Raw genomic sequence first — 15,493 nt, forward strand, 5'->3', positions numbered from 1 at the left:
GGGCCGCCGTCGCCCCTCCCGGGTGCGTCGCCCTCCGGCGGTCGGCGTGGATTACGTCCGGCGGGCCGTTGCCTGCCAGACTCGCTGTCGTGGGGACCCTACTAACGGCGGGCGGTCTCGCCCTCGCCTTCTCGCTCTTCCTGACGCCGCTCTTCATCCGGTTGTTCCGGCGCCTGGAGTGGGGGCAGTTCATCCGGGACGACGGCCCCCAGTCGCATCACGTCAAGCGTGGGACCCCGACGATGGGCGGCATCGTCTTCATCCTGGCGACGCTGTTCGGGTTCTTCGTGTCCGCGCTCCTCAACGGCGGCGACGGCATCTCCCCCTCGTCGCTCCTCGTGCTGCTGATGTTCATCGGCATGGCGGCGGTCGGGTTCGTCGACGACTTCCTGAAGGTGCACCACCAGCGCAGCCTCGGACTCGGCGGATGGGCGAAGATCGCCGGGCAGGCGATCGTCGCGACCGCGTTCGCCGTGCTCGCCCTCCAGTTCCCCACCGCCGACGGCACGACGCCGGCATCGATGGCCGTGTCGGCCATCCGGGACATCCCCGCGCTCGACTTCGCCCGGATCGCCACAGCGGTGCCCGCGATCGGCTTCGTCCTCTACCTGGTCTGGATCAACTTCCTGGCGTCGGCGACGACCAACGGCGTGAACCTCGCGGACGGCCTCGACGGCCTCGCGACGGGCGCATCGGTCCTCGCGATCGGCTCGTACACGCTGATCGGCTTCTGGCAGTTCAATCAGTCGTGCTTCAACCCCAACATCAACGCGGCGAACGTGGCCACGTGCTATCCGACGAGCGATCCACTGTCGCTGGCCGTCGTCGCGGCGGCGATCTGCGGCTCCCTGGTCGGGTTCCTCTGGTGGAACACCAGTCCCGCCAAGATCATCATGGGCGACACCGGCTCGCTCGGGCTCGGCGGAGCGCTGTGCGCCCTCGCGATCCTCACGCACACCGAACTGCTCCTGATCCTGATCGGCGGCCTCTTCGTCATCGAGGCGGGCTCGGTCATCGTTCAGCGCGCGTACTTCAAGGCGACCCACGGCAAGCGCCTCTTCCCGATGACGCCGATCCACCACAGCTTCGAACTGAAGGGATGGCCCGAGGTCACGATCGTCGTGCGGTTCTGGATCATCGCGGGCGTGCTGATCGCCGTCGGCGTCGGGTCGTTCTACTTCGAGTGGCTCGCCTAAGGGTGTGCGGTTGACTGATCCCATGCGCGAGCAGGCACTCTTCCTCAACGGCACGGTCGGCGTCGGCAAGAGCACGACGGCGGATGCGGTGAGCGCGCTCCTGATCGAGCGCGGCATCCCGCACGCGATCATCGATCTGGACGCACTCCGCGCGGGCTGGCCGGCCCCGGAAGGCGACCCGTTCAACTCGGCGCTGGAGCTCGCGAACCTCCGCCCGGTCGCGGCCAACCACCGTGCCGCGGGCGCGCAGATCCTCGTCCTTCCGGGCGTCATCGAGGACGCCGCGAACGTGCCGCGCTATCGCGACGCGCTCGGCGGACTCCCCCTCACGGTCCTCCGCCTCACGGTCGACCCGGCGATCGGCGAGGCGCGGTTGCGCGCACGGCACCGCGACGACGACGCAGCGGCCGCCTGGCACCTGCGCCGCTTCGGTGAGCTGGATGCGGTGCTCGACGCGGCCCGCATCCCCGGTCCGGTGGTGGACACGAGCCGGCTCACGCCCCGCGAGGCGGCGGCGCGGGTGCTCGACGGCGTGCTCTGACGTCGGAACTAACGCCGCGCGGAATCCGACGGACCGGCCGTCGCTCCGGCCACGGCGTCCAGTTCGGCCAGCTGCTCCCGGGTCAGAGACAGCGCGCCGGCCGCGACGTTCTCCTCCAGGTGCGGGATGGTCGCCGTGCCCGGGATGAGCAGGACGTTGGGCGAGTGCGCGAGCAGCCACGCGAGGCCCACCTGCGCCGGCGTGGACTCCGTCTCCGCCGCGATGCGCCGCACCGTGGGATCGTCGGCGACCTTCGGGTACTGCGCGAAGCCGCTCCCGAGCGGGAAGAACGGCACCCAGGCGATCCCTTCGGCGAGACAGAGCGCGAGGAGGTCTTCGTGCTCCCGGCTGAGCAGGGAGTAGGCGTTCTGCACGCAGGCGATCCCGGCCGGGAGGGCGCGGCGCAGGGTCGACGCTCCGACGGCGCTGAGCCCGATCGCGCCGATCAGGCCGTCGTCTCGCAGAGCGACCAGCTCGGCGAGCTGGTCGTCCAGGTCGACCAGTTCGTCGACCGGCACCGTGAGACCCGGCCCGACCTCCGGGCGGCGCAGGTTGACCACGTCGAGCCTGCTCCGCCCGAGCGTGCGGAGGTTGTCCTCGACCTGTGCGCGCAGCTCCGCGGGTCGCTGGGCGAGCGCGAGGGGCACGGGCGCATCCACGCGCACGGCGCCCACCTTCGTGGCGATCGCGACCGCGTCGGAGTCCCTGAACGCGCGGCGGATGATGTCGTTCGAGACGCTGGCGCCGTAGAAGTCGGCGGTGTCGACGTGGTCGATGCCGAGTTCGGCCGCACGGCGGAGCAGGGCGACGCCCGCCGCGCGGTCGTCCTCGTAGCGCTCCAAAGACATCGCGCCGTAACCCACGCGGGCGACCTCTCGGGCGCCGAGAGGGAACGTTCCCCCGGGTCGGATCGTCGTGTCGGTCATGTCTCCTCCTAGACTGGGTCAGAAGCGGAGGCCCCTCCGCAGCCATGACGCTACCACTTAAACCGGAGGTACCTCCACTTTGAGCGCCGATCCCGCATCCACTCGCGCGCGCAGACCGCGTGCCGACGCGGCTCGCAACCGGTCGACCATCCTCCAGGCTGCTCGTGCGGCGCTCACGACCGAGGGCCCGGACGCGCCCCTCGAAGCCATCGCCCGCGCTGCCGGGGTGGGCATCGGGACGCTCTACCGCAACTTCCCGACCCGCGAGGACCTGATCGCCGCGGTGTACGAGAACGAACTGAACGCCGTCCTCGACCGCGGCGCCTCGCTGCTGCCGACGGACCAGCCGGATGTCGCACTCCGCGAGTTCATGCGCCTCTACTCCGGGTTCATCGTCACCAAGCGCGGGATGGCCGAGTCGCTCCGTGCGGGAGGCGCCCGCGCCGCCGCCGCCTCAGCGCAGACGCGGCAGCGGGTCGACTCGGCGGTACAGCCGTTCCTCACCGCCGGCATCGAGCAGGGGCTCTTCCGCGACGACGTGACGGCCGACGATGTGACCGCGGCCATGGTCGGCGTCTTCCTCACCACCGCCGAATCGACGGACAGCGCGCAGGTCGAGCGCTTGCTCGACCTCGTCGTGCGGGGGCTGAGAACCGCATAGAGTTGAACCACCGACGCCCCGGGAGCCCCGCATGGACATCGACACGATCGACCGCAAGATCATCGATCAGCTGCGCGTCGACGGGCGCCGTTCGTTCGCTGTCATCGGCCGCAACGTCGGCCTCTCGGAGCCGAGTGTCCGAGCGCGGTACCGCCGCCTTTCGAAGGCGGGCATCGTCCAGGTGGTCGGGATGCCCGACGCGCCGAAGCTCGGCGAGATCGAGGTGCACATCGCCATCCGCATCCGCGGTGTCGCCGTCGCCGCGGTTGCGAAACAGCTGGTGACGGTTCCGGAGATCAAGTTCGTCGCCAGCGCGGTCGGAGCCTACGACCTCATCGCCGATCTGCGCTGCGACGACGTCATCCACCTCTCCAGCATCCTGAACGAGAAGGTCCGGAGGGTCAACGGCGTCCAGCACGTCGAGACGATGACCGTGCTCGAGGTGATGAAGGACACCTACCTCTGGGCGGGCTTCCGCGAGGACTCGGCGCCGGTCGACGAGGCGATCATCAAACGACGGACGGCCCGCCCGCAGCTTCCGAAGCTCTGAGGATCGGGCTCAGTCGGTCTGGCCTGTCCCCTGACCCGCGCTCTGGCCGGCCTTGTCGCGCAGACCCACCCACGAGTAGTCCTTGAACAGCTCCAGCAGCACGAACTGGTCGATGTCCGTCACGCCGGGAACGCGCCGGACGTCGTCGAGCAGGGTGACGAGCTGGTCCAGGTCGCGGCAGGTCGCCTCGACGTAGACGTCGTGCGCGCCCGTCCCCAGGGCGACGTGGTTGACCATCGCCATGTCGGCGAGCGCCTTCGCCACCGCCCGCGGCGAGTGGCCTCCGACGCCGATCATCAGGCGCACCGACTGGTGCCCCAGCGTCAGCGGGTTGCACAGGGCGACGATCTTCAGGATGCCGGATTCCTGCAGGCGCGCGACCCTCCCGCGCACCGTCGCCTCGCTCACCTCGAGCTCGGCGCCGAGCTCGGTGAACGGCCGGCGCCCGTCGCGCATGAGCAGCTCGATGAGCTTGCGGTCGGTGTCGTCGATCATCGCAAGCACCCTAAACGCTCATCCTGAGAACGCCGGAGCGGCTGCACTCTCAGACGATGATCGGCTCGAGGGCACGCACCGCGCCGATCAGCTCCACGTTGCCCGCGGTCGGAGAGCCGTCCTCGCGGGTGAGCCCGTCCTCGAGCCCGACCCGTGTCTCGCAGCCGTCCTCGATCGCGGCGCGGACGACGGGCCAGACAGTCAGATCGGCCCCGTGGTAGAGGATCGGAGCCTCCACGCCCGCGTCGCGCAACGCTTGGGCGATCGTGCGGCATGCAGCCACGGCCTCCTCCGCGTCCTCCGTCTCCGGTTCGATCAAGATGCGCACGTTGCGGTGCAGCGTCGGCGAGGCCAGCAGCGCCGGCACGTCGGCCATCGACCAGACCGCGCTCTCCAGCACCATTCCGCGGTCGAGGACCAGCTGGGCCGCCTCGGCCGCGCCCTCCTCGCTGAACGCGACCGACGCGAAGTCGGGCAGGGCGTCCTCGGGCCACGCCGCGATGAGCCGCATCCGCTCCGCGTGCCCGGAGCACGTCCAGAGCCCGGTCGTCGTGCCGATCATTCCATCCGGGACCTCCGCGCGGAACGCCCGCACCATCGCGCCGATCGCTTCCGGGTCGATCGTCTGGGAGCCATCCGCCGCGCGGGCGTGAGCGTGGACGACGTCGGCGCCGGCCGCGAGCACAGCGGCAGACTCCCGGGCGATCTGCTCCGCGGTCAGCGGGACTGCGGGGAACTCGTCGGGAGTCCTCCCTCCGTTGATGGCGGCTTTGAGGAGCATGGGGTCCTTTCGGTGGCGGGAGGAGGAGTGAAGGGAGTTCAGGACGCGAAGCGCGCGATGGTCGCGCTGGCGCCCGTGAGGTCGCCGAGGCGTCCGCCGTCCCGCAGCGCCTGCACGAGATCCGGCTCTTCCGCGTCGTCTTCGAGCGCGGTGTCGATGAGCTGCTCGAGCACCGCCGCCGGTGCGAAGAGCACCCCGTTCGCGTCCGCGAGCACCACGTCGCCGGGGCGGACGACGACACCACCGCAGACGACGGGGATGTTGAGTCCCCCGGCGTCGATCTCGTGGAGTTTCGTGGTGAGCACGCTCAACCCGCGTCCGTACACGGGGAGCCCGAGTTCCGAGATCTCGTCGATGTCGGTGGCCGCGCCGTCGACGATCGCTCCGGCCGCTCCCCGGAAGGAGAGCGCAGAGGCGACGACCTCGCCGAGGGGTGCATGGCGGACGTCCCCGCCGGTGTCGACGACGATCACGTCGCCGGCCTCCACCACGCCAGCGGCGTGGTGGAGCATGGTCGAATCGGTGGCCGTCGTCCGCACCGTGACGGCCCGGCCGATCACGCGCGCCGTGCCGGCGAGCCGGACGATCCCCGGGTCGGCGAACCCCTCCTCGAGGTAGTGGCCGAGTGTCGGGAACGAGACGCGGGCGAGCTTCTCGAGGAGCTCCTGTGGAAGCGCGGACGGGGTGGGGCCGATGGTGACGGGCATGGATGTTCCTCGCGAGGTGGGGCGGACGGGGTCAGAGGCTGATGGATGTGTTCAGCCGGCGGTTCTCGAGCACGGGCAGCACGGCGCGGACCTCGTCCGTGCGGCGCTGGGACACGGTAGACACGGCCAACCCGTACGTCTCGCCGCCGAGCGACGAGCGCACGATGCCGAACGGGTCGACGACCATGCTCTGGCCGATGCAGTCCGGTGACGCCGATCCCGCCGCGACGACCCACGTGGTGGATTCGATGGCCCTGGCGCGCAGGAGCGTGCGCCAGTGGTCCTCCTTCATCGCACCGGAGACCCAAGCGGCCGAGACCGAGATGAGGTCGGCTCCCTGGTCGATGAGGTTTCGGGTCAGCTCGGGGAAACGGAGGTCGTAACAGTTGACGAGCCCGACGGAGGCACCGGCGAGCTCGACCACGACCGGATTCGCGTCGCCCGGGGTGACGTAGTCGGACTCCCGGTACGCGAACGCGTCGTACAGGTGGAGCTTGCGATACCGCGCACGTTCGATGCCGCGCTCGTCGATGGCGACGATGGTGTTGTAGGGGCGGTCGCCGTCGGTGCCCTCGTACCCGGCGGCGATGATGGCCATGCCGGTGCGCTTGGCGAGCCCGGAGACGAACTCGACGAACCCGCCCCACTCCGCCCGCGCGATGTCGCCCAGCGGGAGGTCGACGCCATCCGCGAGGAGCATCGCCTCCTCGGGCAGGACGAGGAGGTCGACGTTGTCCGCCGCGGCCTCGTCGACCAGGGTCTCGATCGTCCGGCGGTTGGCGGCCAGGTACGTCGTCGGTGCGAGCTGGCCTGCTGCGACCTTCATGGTGATCCTTTCGGGGAGGAGGAGCGGGGGTTCGCGCGCTCAGGCGGCGAGGATGTGGGCGTCGTCCGCGTGCCAGGAGGCCGTGACCGCGTCGCCAGGCACCAGCCGGGTCAGTGCGTCGTCGTCGGGGCCGCTCGGCCGCGTGACGACCAACTCGGCGCCCTGCTCGGCGCGGACGATGTAGCGCCACTCGTCGCCGAGGAAGACCGCGTCGAGGAGCGTCGCAGCGACCGCGCCGCTGCCGGCCGGCGCCGGATCCGCGCCGGCGCGCAGGGCGACGCGCTCGGGACGGACGGCCACCGTCACCTCGGCGCCCGGTCCGGCCGCGTCGGTGCGGGCCGGCACGATTCCGAGTCCGGCGATGTCGACCGTCGCCCCGGCCGGAGTGCCGTGATAGACGGCATCGAAGAGGTTGCATGTGCCGATGAAGCCGGCGACGAAGCGGTTCGCCGGCCGGTCGTAGATGGCGCGGGGCGCATCCACCTGCTGGACGCGTCCCTCCGACATCACGGCGATGCGGTCCGACATCGTCAGCGCCTCCTCCTGGTCGTGGGTCACGTAGACGAACGTGATCCCGACCTCCCGCTGCATCCGCTTGAGCTCGACCTGCATCTCCTTCCGGAGCTGCTGGTCAAGGGCGCCGAGCGGCTCATCGAGGAGCACGACGGCGGGTCGCGAGACGATGGCGCGAGCCAGCGCGACGCGCTGCCGCTGGCCGCCGGACAGCTCGTTCGGCTTGCGGTCGGCGAACCGCTCCATCCGCACCAGGGCGAGTGCGGCATCCACCGCGTCCTCCCGGTCGGGGAAGCGCTTGCGACCGCGCACCTTCAACTCGAAGCCGATGTTGTCGCGCACCGAGAAATGCGGGAACAGCGCATAGCTCTGGAACAGCATGTTGAGGTCGCGCTTGCGCGTCGGGAGCGACTCCACCGACCGGCCCGCCAGCTCGATCGAGCCGCCGGTCGGCGTCTCGAAGCCGGCGATCATCCGCATCAGCGTCGTCTTGCCGCATCCCGACGGACCGAGGATCGAAAAGAACTCGTTGTCCCCGATCGTCAGGTCGACGGGCTGCACGACGGTCGTGCTCCCGAACGTCTTCGTGACGCCGGAGAGACGGATGGCCGGAGTCTCCCGGTCCGCCGCTCCCGCGGGTGCCGGGGCGGTGACGGTCGGGCTGGCGGGCGTGGTCATGGTGTCGTCCTCGTAGTGTCGTCCGTGTGGTGTCGGCGGCCTGGCCTCAGGAAGCCTTGACCTTCGTCCAGCCCTGCTGGAAGTAGGCGAGCGCCTTGCCGGGGTCGACGATGAACTCGCTCTTGGCGAGCTGTTCGTCCGTCGGGTACACGGCGACGTTCTCGAGGAGCGCCTTGTCGGTGATGTGGGCCTTGGCCGCCTCGTTCACCGAGGCGCTGCCGCCGTCGTTCGTGGCCATGGCCGCGATCTCCGGCTGGAGGGTGAAGTTGAGCCACTTGTAGGCCGCGTCGGCGTGCGGGGCGTCCTTGGCGATGGAGAATCCGTCGACCCACAGGGTGCCGCCCTCCTTCGGGATGACGAACTTGACGTCGGGGTTCGCGGCCGTCACCTTCGCGATCGCGCTGCCGCCGTATGCCTCCGCGACGCAGGCGTCTCCGGACGCGAGCAGGTCGGAGTAGTTGGAGGAGTTGTATCCCGCCAGGAGGGGCTTCTGGTCGAGCAGGGCCTGGGTGCCCTTCTCGATGTCCTTCTCACTGGTGGTCGTGGCCTTCAGGCCCTTGTACTGCAGAGCAGGGATGTATGCGCTCAGCATGTTGTCGAGCATGTAGATCTTGCCCTTGTACGCCGGGTCCCATAGGGCGTCCCAGCTGTCCACGGCCTTCCCGGTGCACGCCTGGTTGTAGGCGAGCCCGGTCGTGCCCCAGATCCACGGGACGCTGTACTCGTTGCCCTTGTCGTAGCTCGGGTCGGCGAACTTCTTGCCGAGGTTGTCCAGCCCGGTGATCTTGGAGTGGTCCAGCTTCTCGACCAGCTCCTGGCCGACCAGCTGCTGCACCGCGTACTGGCTGGGCTCCACGATGTCGTACCCGGATCCGCCGGCCGCGAGCTTGGAGATCATCGTCTCGTTGGCGTCGAACGTGTCGATGGTGACCTTGATGCCGGTCTTCTTCTCGAAGGCCGAGATCACGGACTTCGGGATCTCGTCGGCCCAGGCGTAGATGTTGAGCTGGGTGGAGGGCGCCGAGGACGAGCCGCCGGAGCCGGACGAGCAGGCGGTGAGGCCGAGGGCTGCGACCGCGGCGACCGCGATGAGGGCGGAGGTGCGCTTCATGAGGGTTCTCCCGTTCTGGGGGGTGCGGGGGTGGGGGCTAGCGGGTGCGGATGGAGGTGGTGCTGGTGTCGGGTGGTGCGGCGGCGCCGGATGGGCTCGCGAGGATGCGTCGCATCTGTTGGATGCCGACGGAGAGGACGACCACGAACGTGAGCACGATCAGGAGCGTCCCGAGCGCGTTCAGCTCCGGGGTGAGTCCGGACTTGAGCAGCGAGTAGACGCGCAGCGGCATGGTCGTGGATCCCACCCCGCTGACGAAGGTGGAGATCACGATGTTGCCGAGCGAGACGGTGAAGGCGAGCAGCCACGACGCGAGGATCGAGGAGCGCAGAAGCGGGAAGAGGACCCGCGTGAAGGTGCGCCACGGCGTGCAGCCGAGGTCGGCGGCGGCCTCGACGAGGCTCGGGTCGAGGGTGCGGAAGGCGCCGATCAGAATGAGCGTGGTCAGCGGCAGCGTGATGATCATGTGGCCGAGGACCAGCGTGAGGATGCCGAGCGGGATGTGGAGGAAGCTGAAGACGCTGAGCAGGGCGACGCCGAGCACGATCTCGGGCACGATCAGCGGAAGGGCGATCGCGCCGAGGATCGCGGCCGATCCGCGGAACGGGAAGCGCACCATCCCGATGGCGGCGAGCAGGCCGATCACGGTGGCGACGGAGGCGGCGAGGACGCCGACGATCACGCTGATGAGGAGGGTCTGGAGCAGGGCGCCGTCGCTGAAGAGCTGGCCGTACCACTGGAGGGTGAATCCCTTCCACTGGTACCCGCCGGACGCCGAGTTGAACGAGTAGGCGATCACGGCGACGATCGGGATGTAGAGGAACACCAGGACGATGCGGGCGATCCAGGAGGTGACGCGGTCCATCAGGCCACCTTCTTCCGTCCGCGGCGCGCGATCAGACCGGCGACCACCATGGCGAGCAGCATCAGCACGAGGAGCACCATGGAGACCGCAGCGCCCATCGGCTGGTTGCGGAACTCCGTGTAGAGCGTAACGATCAGGTTCCCGACGAGCTGGTCCTTGCCGCCGCCGAGGAGCACGGGGATGACGAAGACGCCCAGGGTGGGGACGAACGTGAGCATCGCCGCGGCGACGATCCCGGTGCTGCTGAGCGGGATCAGCACGCGCAGGTGGGTCTGCCACCATCCGCAGCCGAGGTCGGCGGCGGCCTCTTTCACCGAGGGGTCGATCGCCCGCATGCTGGCGTAGATCGGGAAGATCGCCGTCGGGAGGAACGCGTACAGCAGCCCCATGACCACTGCGCCCTGGCTCGGGATGAGCGAGAGGCTCCCCGTGTCGACGCCCAGCGCTCCGAGCACGCCGTAGACGGGACCGCCCCGGCCGAGCACCGAGATCCAGGCGAACGTGCGCACCAGGAAGTCCGTCCAGAACGGCACAATGATGAGCAGCAGGAGCAGGGACTGGCGCTGCGGCGGCCGCGAGACGATGTAGTACGAGACGACGTAGCCGATCACCAGGCAGACAACGGTGTTGATCGCGGCCATCCCGAGGCTGTATCCGAGCACCTTGGCGTAGGCCGGATCGACCAGCTGCGCGTAGTTCGCCCAGGTGAAACCGCCGGTGATCCCGCCGTACAGGTTGCTCTCGGCGAACGAGTTGCGGGCGACGATGACGATCGGGATGATGGCGAGGCCGAGCACCGCGACGATCGCCGGGGCGAGCAGGAGGAGGCCCGTCGCGGTCCGACGACCCGAACCCCGCACGCGGCGAGCGCGTGGTCCCGCGCTCGGCACGTCGGCCGGAGTCGTCACGGCGAGTGTGTCGTCGTCGGCGGGGGCGAAGGTGTCGGTGGTCGTCACTGCGCTCCTCCTTCGTGGCATCTCAGCGGCGTGAGCGGGGTTGATCCATTGTTGGTGTCCCGTTCACCTGCTCGATACAGGAGGGTGCTGCGAGATCAGTGGCGTCCCCGTTACATGCTTTCGCATATCGCAGCCGTCGCCGGCGCCCCGGCGGCCGGAGGGAGCGCTCAGCTCGCGAAGAGCTCCGCCCGCGGAGTGTCGATCAACGCGGTGATCGGCATGAGTGCGGAGCCGAGGGCGACCGTGTCGCCGCCGAAGGTCGCCGGAACGAGCTCGAACTGGGCGCCGAGGCGATTCAGGCAGTTCCGGCGCACCGCCGCCGCGATCTGGTCCGCATGCTGCTCCATCAGGCGCATCCCGACCCAGCCGCCGATGACCACGCGCTGCGGGTTGGTCAGGTTCACCACGCTGCCGAGCGCGGCTCCGAGCGCGTCGATCGTGTCGTCCAGCACGGCGGTCGCGTCCGGGTCCGAGGAGGCCGCCGCTGCCAGGAGCGCGCCGAGAGCCTGCCAGCCGCTGCCGTCGAAGGATCCGCCGCGGGCGCGCCACGCCTCGAGGATGGCGTCGGCGCCGAGGTACGCCTCCACGCAGCCGAGCTGACCGCACCGGCAGAGCGCGCCGCCGTAGCGGATCTTGGTGTGGCCCCACTCGCCCGCACTGCTGTGCGCGCCGTGCGCCAGCTCGCCGTCCGTGATCACGCCGAGACCGACGCCGCGGCCGAGGAGTGCGACGACAGCGTGGTCGATGCCGCGCGCCGCTCCGTACCAGAGCTCTGCGCGCGCCTGTGTCTTCGCGCCGTTCTCGGCGTACACGGGGAGGTCGGGGTCGAGGTCGAGTGGGATCGGCCGGGGCGCCCAGCCGAGGCTCTGCGCGTAGAGCACCTGGGTGCCGTCGGCTTCCGTCTCCACGACGCCGGGGAGTCCCAAGCCGATGCCGAGGACGCGCGGCCAGCGCTCGCGGTTGCGTTCGCGCAGCTCGGCGATCGCCTCGCTCAGGTCGCGGTGGATGTCGTCGGGCGACTCCTCCCGCCGCCCGCCGCGGAACTCCCGGTCGACCATCGTGAGCGAGAGGTCGAACAACTCGACGGCGACGCCCCGCTCACCGACGTCGACGCCGATGGCGTATGCACCGTCGGCGCGTGGGGCGAGGAGCGAGATCGGTCGTCCGCCCCTCGACGCGACCGAGCCGACCTCGGCGATCAGGCCGTCCTCGATCAGCTCGGCGGTGATGTTCGCGGCCGAAGCGGACGAGAAGCCGCACCGGCGGGCCAGTTCGGCGCGCGTGGTCTCGCGCTGCTGCAGCACGAACCGCAGCGCGGCGGCGCGGTTCTGATGGCGCAGCGACGTCACGGTGGCCGACTCCCGGATGCCGGGTGCCGTGGGCCGTGACTGTGCGCTCATGGCTCGACGATATCCCGTCATACGCTGACCTCGAGTCTGCGTACCAGCACACGCTCGGCGACCGCGAGGGTGAGCGCGCCGTCGTCCCAACTGGCGGTGACGGCGTGCGGCCGGTCGGCATCCACGGTCCACGATCGCGGCGGTGCCGAGAACCCGAAGGAGAGCCGCGAGCCGGGATGCAACTCCACCGGCACGTACTCGTCGTGGGCGTACGGGCGCCCGGCGGTGTGGTGCCAGATGCCGTCCGGCACCACGGACGGAGTGAGGTCGTCGATGGGCGTCTCGGCCGCGTCCCGGACGCCGGTCCAGGCCGGGAGGTGCAGGTCGGGACGGGCGAAGAGCGCGTCCAGCACCGGTGTGCGCACGTCGCAGTGGTCCGCGGGCACGGCCGCCAGGAACGCGTCGAGGATGCGCGCGGCCTCCTCGGGTTCGGGATGCTCGGCCGGGTCGGCGATCCGGTCCCATCCCTCGGGCGACCGGACGGACAGCGGAGAGGTGAGCGTGTCGAGCTTCTTCCACGGCCAGAAGTTCCAGCCGATGCCGTGCCGCTCGTACAGCCGGGTGGCCGCGTAGATCCAGCCGGGGGTGTTCTCCCCGCCTTCGCCCATATAGATCGGGACGCCGAGCTCGCTCCGCAGCTGCAGGAAGTCGGCGATGCTGGTCTCGTCGGGCGGGCACCAGTAGCGGTGGAACTGGACTGCCTGATTGTCGTCGAAGCGCTGGCGCACGGGCTCCGGGTTCGTCGCCCAGTGACTCCCCTCGTACATCAGCAGGTGCCGGTCGTCGATCGCGCGGATCGCCGCCGTCAGCTCACGGTAGAGATCGACGAGCTCGTCGTTGTAGCGGTGCTGCCACTCGTTCGGGAGCGGCTCGTTGAGCAGGTCGTAGCCGAGCACCGCCTCCCGGTCGCGATACCGGCGCGCGAGCTCACGCCACAGCTCCACGGTCTGCGCGCGGTACCGGGGCGACATGAACAGCTCCGGCAGGCCGTTCGGGGAGTCGTCGATGTTGGTGCCGGTCTGACCGCCGGGCGCCCCGTGCAGGTCGAGCAGGATGCGGAGGCCGTGCTGCTCGCTCCAGCGCACCGCGCGCTCGATCAGCTCGAAGCCCTCCTCCCGGAGCCCGCCGTCGTGGTCCATCACGCCGCGGGCGTTGATCGGGAGCCGGACATGATCGAATCCCAGCTCGGCGATGAGCGCGAAGTCGCGCTCCGACACGAACGAGTCCCGGAAGCGTCGCCAGAACGCCTCCGCCCGCTCGCTGCCGACCAGCGCTTCGATCCGCGCCTCGATCTGACGCGGGGAGGACAGCTCGTCGCCGAAGCGCCACATGTACCCCTCGGCGAGCAGCCAGTTGCCGAGCCCCACTCCGCGGAGCAGGAGGGGGCCGGAGTCGTCGACCAACTGGGTCCCCTCGGCGCGCACGAAGCCGGCCGGGCGGGGGCGGAGGGAAGAGTCCATGGTGTTCCTCATCGGTTCGGGTGGGTCACTTGAGTCCGGAAAGCGCGAAGCCCTGCACGACGTAGCGCTGGAAGACGACGAAGACGATCAGGATCGGCACGACCATGAGCGTGGAGGCAGCCATCTGCAGCGACGGGTTGGTGGCGATCTGCTGGTTGAGCAGCGAGAGCCCGACGGAGAGCGTGTAGAGGTTCTGGTCGTTGGCGATGATCAGCGGCCAGAGGAAGCTGTTCCAGCCGGCGATGAAGGTGAGCACGACCTGCACCGCGAGGATGGGGCCGGACATCGGCAGGATGATGCGGAAGAAGATGCGCCACTCCCCCGCTCCGTCCATCCGCGCCGCCTCGACGATCTCGGTGGGAATGGTCGCCATGAACTGCCGGAAGAGGAAGACGGCGAAGCCCGAGACGAGCATCGGCAGGGCGATGCCGACCAGGGTGTTCGTCAGTTTCATCCCGTTGAGGATGAGGTAGCTCGGGATCATCGTGACCTGGCCGGGGATCATCATCGTCACCAGCACGAGGAAGAACAGGGCGTCGCGTCCGGGGAAGCGGAATTTCGCGAACCCGTAGCCGGCCGCGGCCATGAGCAGCAGGCCCAGCATGCAGATGACCACGATGATCAGCGTGTTCAGGAGGTACCGGCCGAAGTCGAGCTCGGTGAAGAGCTGGACGAAGTACTGGAAGGTGGGCTCCTTCGGCAGCAGCTGCGGCGGGTAGGCGACGGATTCGCTGCGCGGTTTGACCGACGCGAACACCATCCAGAGGAAGGGGAACGCGGTCGCCAACGCGCCGATGGCCAGCAGCGCGCCGATGATCGCGGTGCCGACGCGGCCGCGGCGCGCACGGCGACGGGGTGCGGCGGTGGGCTCGTCGTCGCCGGGGCCGTCGGAGACCAGCCGGCGGCTTCCGCGGGCGAGCAGCTCAGTAGTCGACATCGGATCTCCTCAGACGCAGCTGGACGACGGTGATGATCGCGATGATCGCGACGAGGACGACCGAGCCGGCGCTGGCATAGCCGAACTGGCTCGACGAGAAACCCTTCTGGTACAGGAAGAGCGAGATGGAGGTGGAGGCGCCGAGCGGGCCGCCCTTGGTGAGCACGAACGGCTCGTCGAAGAACTGGAGCCAGGCGATCACCGTCGTGATGGTCACGAAGAAGATCGCGAACCGCAGCAGCGGGATCACGATCGACCAGGTGCGGCGCGCGCCGGAGGCCCCGTCGATCGACGCGGCCTCCAGGTACTCCTTCGGCACGCCCTGCAGGGCGGCGAGGAAGATGATCACGTTGAGGCCGAGCCCCCGCCAGACGGCGACGAGCACGACCGAGAACTTGACGACCGTCGGGTCGGAGAGCCAGGGCACCGGCGGCAGCCCCACCAGCGACAGCAGGTAGTTGAAGAGGCCGAACTGCGTGTTGTAGAGGTACCCCCACACGAGCGCGACGGCGACGATGGCCGTGATGGCCGGGACGAAGTAGAAGGAGCGCAGCGCACGGAAGAACCGCCCCTGCGACCGGTTGAGGGCGAGCGCGATGAGGAGCGAGAGCACGATCACACTGGGCACGCCGATGAAGGCGAACAGCGCGGTGTTCCCCAGCGCCTGCCAGAAGGCGGGGTCGGCGAACAGGGCCGCGTAGTTGTCGCCTCCGACGAACTGGATGCGCGACCAGTTGCCGAGTCCGGCGAGGTTCATGTCGGTGAAGCTGACGAGGAGGGCGACGGCGATCGGCAGGATGCCGAACGCGATGAGGAGCAGCATCGCCGGGGCGACGAACGTATAGGGGACGAGTCGGGTCTTCATGGCCTCATGGTCGGCGGTGCGCGGC

17 protein-coding genes are annotated in these 15,493 nt (G+C 69.6%); 4 read left to right on the forward strand and 13 right to left on the reverse strand.

What is annotated here, in order from left to right:
- The first annotated feature begins 89 nt into the window (after positions 1–89).
- A complete protein-coding gene (gene mraY, locus ACF1AJ_RS10665; RefSeq protein ID WP_391507285.1) occupies positions 90–1,196 on the forward strand; it encodes a phospho-N-acetylmuramoyl-pentapeptide-transferase in 1,107 nt (368 codons plus the stop codon).
- A gap of 22 nt (positions 1,197–1,218) precedes the next feature.
- On the forward strand, positions 1,219–1,737 hold the full coding sequence (locus tag ACF1AJ_RS10670; protein WP_391507286.1) for a hypothetical protein: 519 nt from the start codon (positions 1,219–1,221) through the stop codon (positions 1,735–1,737).
- Positions 1,738–1,745: 8 nt separating this feature from the next.
- Here the strand turns inward: ACF1AJ_RS10670 and ACF1AJ_RS10675 are convergent, their stop codons facing one another.
- Positions 1,746–2,663, reverse strand: coding sequence for an aldo/keto reductase (locus ACF1AJ_RS10675; protein ID WP_391507287.1), 918 nt, complete (start codon positions 2,661–2,663; stop codon positions 1,746–1,748).
- 79 nt (positions 2,664–2,742) lie between these two features.
- On the opposite strand from ACF1AJ_RS10675, the gene ACF1AJ_RS10680 reads away from it, so the two are divergent.
- Both ACF1AJ_RS10680 and ACF1AJ_RS10685 read left to right on the forward strand, forming a co-directional pair.
- Positions 2,743–3,324: a TetR/AcrR family transcriptional regulator gene (locus ACF1AJ_RS10680; protein ID WP_391507288.1), complete on the forward strand. Its 582-nt coding sequence runs from the start codon at positions 2,743–2,745 to the stop codon at positions 3,322–3,324.
- 31 nt (positions 3,325–3,355) lie between these two features.
- A complete protein-coding gene (locus tag ACF1AJ_RS10685; RefSeq protein WP_018189561.1) occupies positions 3,356–3,874 on the forward strand; it encodes an Lrp/AsnC family transcriptional regulator in 519 nt (172 codons plus the stop codon).
- A 9-nt stretch (positions 3,875–3,883) separates the two neighbouring features.
- Here ACF1AJ_RS10685 and ACF1AJ_RS10690 read toward each other — a convergent pair whose 3' ends face one another.
- From ACF1AJ_RS10690 to ACF1AJ_RS10745, 12 genes are all read right to left on the reverse strand, one after another.
- On the reverse strand, positions 3,884–4,369 hold the full coding sequence (locus ACF1AJ_RS10690) for an Lrp/AsnC family transcriptional regulator (RefSeq protein ID WP_018189560.1): 486 nt from the start codon (positions 4,367–4,369) through the stop codon (positions 3,884–3,886).
- A 49-nt stretch (positions 4,370–4,418) separates the two neighbouring features.
- Positions 4,419–5,150 (reverse strand): 3-keto-5-aminohexanoate cleavage protein, encoded by a 732-nt coding sequence (locus ACF1AJ_RS10695; protein WP_391507289.1) that lies wholly within the window; start codon positions 5,148–5,150, stop codon positions 4,419–4,421.
- A gap of 38 nt (positions 5,151–5,188) precedes the next feature.
- Positions 5,189–5,857, reverse strand: a complete 669-nt coding sequence (locus ACF1AJ_RS10700; RefSeq protein WP_391507290.1) for an RraA family protein — start codon at positions 5,855–5,857, stop codon at positions 5,189–5,191.
- Between the two features lie 31 nt (positions 5,858–5,888).
- The gene (locus ACF1AJ_RS10705) at positions 5,889–6,683 is read right to left on the reverse strand and encodes a carbon-nitrogen hydrolase family protein (RefSeq protein ID WP_391507291.1); all 795 of its coding nucleotides are present in this window, start codon (positions 6,681–6,683) and stop codon (positions 5,889–5,891) included.
- Positions 6,684–6,722: 39 nt separating this feature from the next.
- Positions 6,723–7,874: an ABC transporter ATP-binding protein gene (locus tag ACF1AJ_RS10710; RefSeq protein ID WP_391507292.1), complete on the reverse strand. Its 1,152-nt coding sequence runs from the start codon at positions 7,872–7,874 to the stop codon at positions 6,723–6,725.
- Between the two features lie 46 nt (positions 7,875–7,920).
- The gene (locus ACF1AJ_RS10715) at positions 7,921–8,985 is read right to left on the reverse strand and encodes a PotD/PotF family extracellular solute-binding protein (RefSeq protein WP_089880369.1); all 1,065 of its coding nucleotides are present in this window, start codon (positions 8,983–8,985) and stop codon (positions 7,921–7,923) included.
- Between the two features lie 37 nt (positions 8,986–9,022).
- Complete coding sequence (locus tag ACF1AJ_RS10720) at positions 9,023–9,850, reverse strand: ABC transporter permease (protein WP_391507293.1); 828 nt, start codon at positions 9,848–9,850, stop codon at positions 9,023–9,025.
- A complete protein-coding gene (locus ACF1AJ_RS10725) occupies positions 9,850–10,806 on the reverse strand; it encodes an ABC transporter permease (protein ID WP_391507294.1) in 957 nt (318 codons plus the stop codon). Before ACF1AJ_RS10725 ends, ACF1AJ_RS10720 begins: the two co-directional genes overlap by 1 nt.
- Before the next feature lie 167 nt (positions 10,807–10,973).
- A complete protein-coding gene (locus tag ACF1AJ_RS10730) occupies positions 10,974–12,206 on the reverse strand; it encodes an ROK family transcriptional regulator (protein WP_391507295.1) in 1,233 nt (410 codons plus the stop codon).
- A gap of 17 nt (positions 12,207–12,223) precedes the next feature.
- Positions 12,224–13,666 (reverse strand): glycoside hydrolase family 5 protein, encoded by a 1,443-nt coding sequence (locus tag ACF1AJ_RS10735; protein WP_391507296.1) that lies wholly within the window; start codon positions 13,664–13,666, stop codon positions 12,224–12,226.
- Positions 13,667–13,691: 25 nt separating this feature from the next.
- The gene (locus tag ACF1AJ_RS10740) at positions 13,692–14,603 is read right to left on the reverse strand and encodes a carbohydrate ABC transporter permease (protein WP_391507297.1); all 912 of its coding nucleotides are present in this window, start codon (positions 14,601–14,603) and stop codon (positions 13,692–13,694) included.
- Positions 14,590–15,468, reverse strand: coding sequence for a carbohydrate ABC transporter permease (locus ACF1AJ_RS10745; protein WP_018189549.1), 879 nt, complete (start codon positions 15,466–15,468; stop codon positions 14,590–14,592). The genes ACF1AJ_RS10740 and ACF1AJ_RS10745 overlap by 14 nt, the downstream gene beginning before the upstream one ends.
- Between the last annotated feature and the right edge of the window lie 25 nt (positions 15,469–15,493).

The sequence above is a fragment of the Leifsonia sp. NPDC014704 genome (assembly GCF_043083605.1).
Lineage (GTDB): Bacteria > Actinomycetota > Actinomycetes > Actinomycetales > Microbacteriaceae > Leifsonia.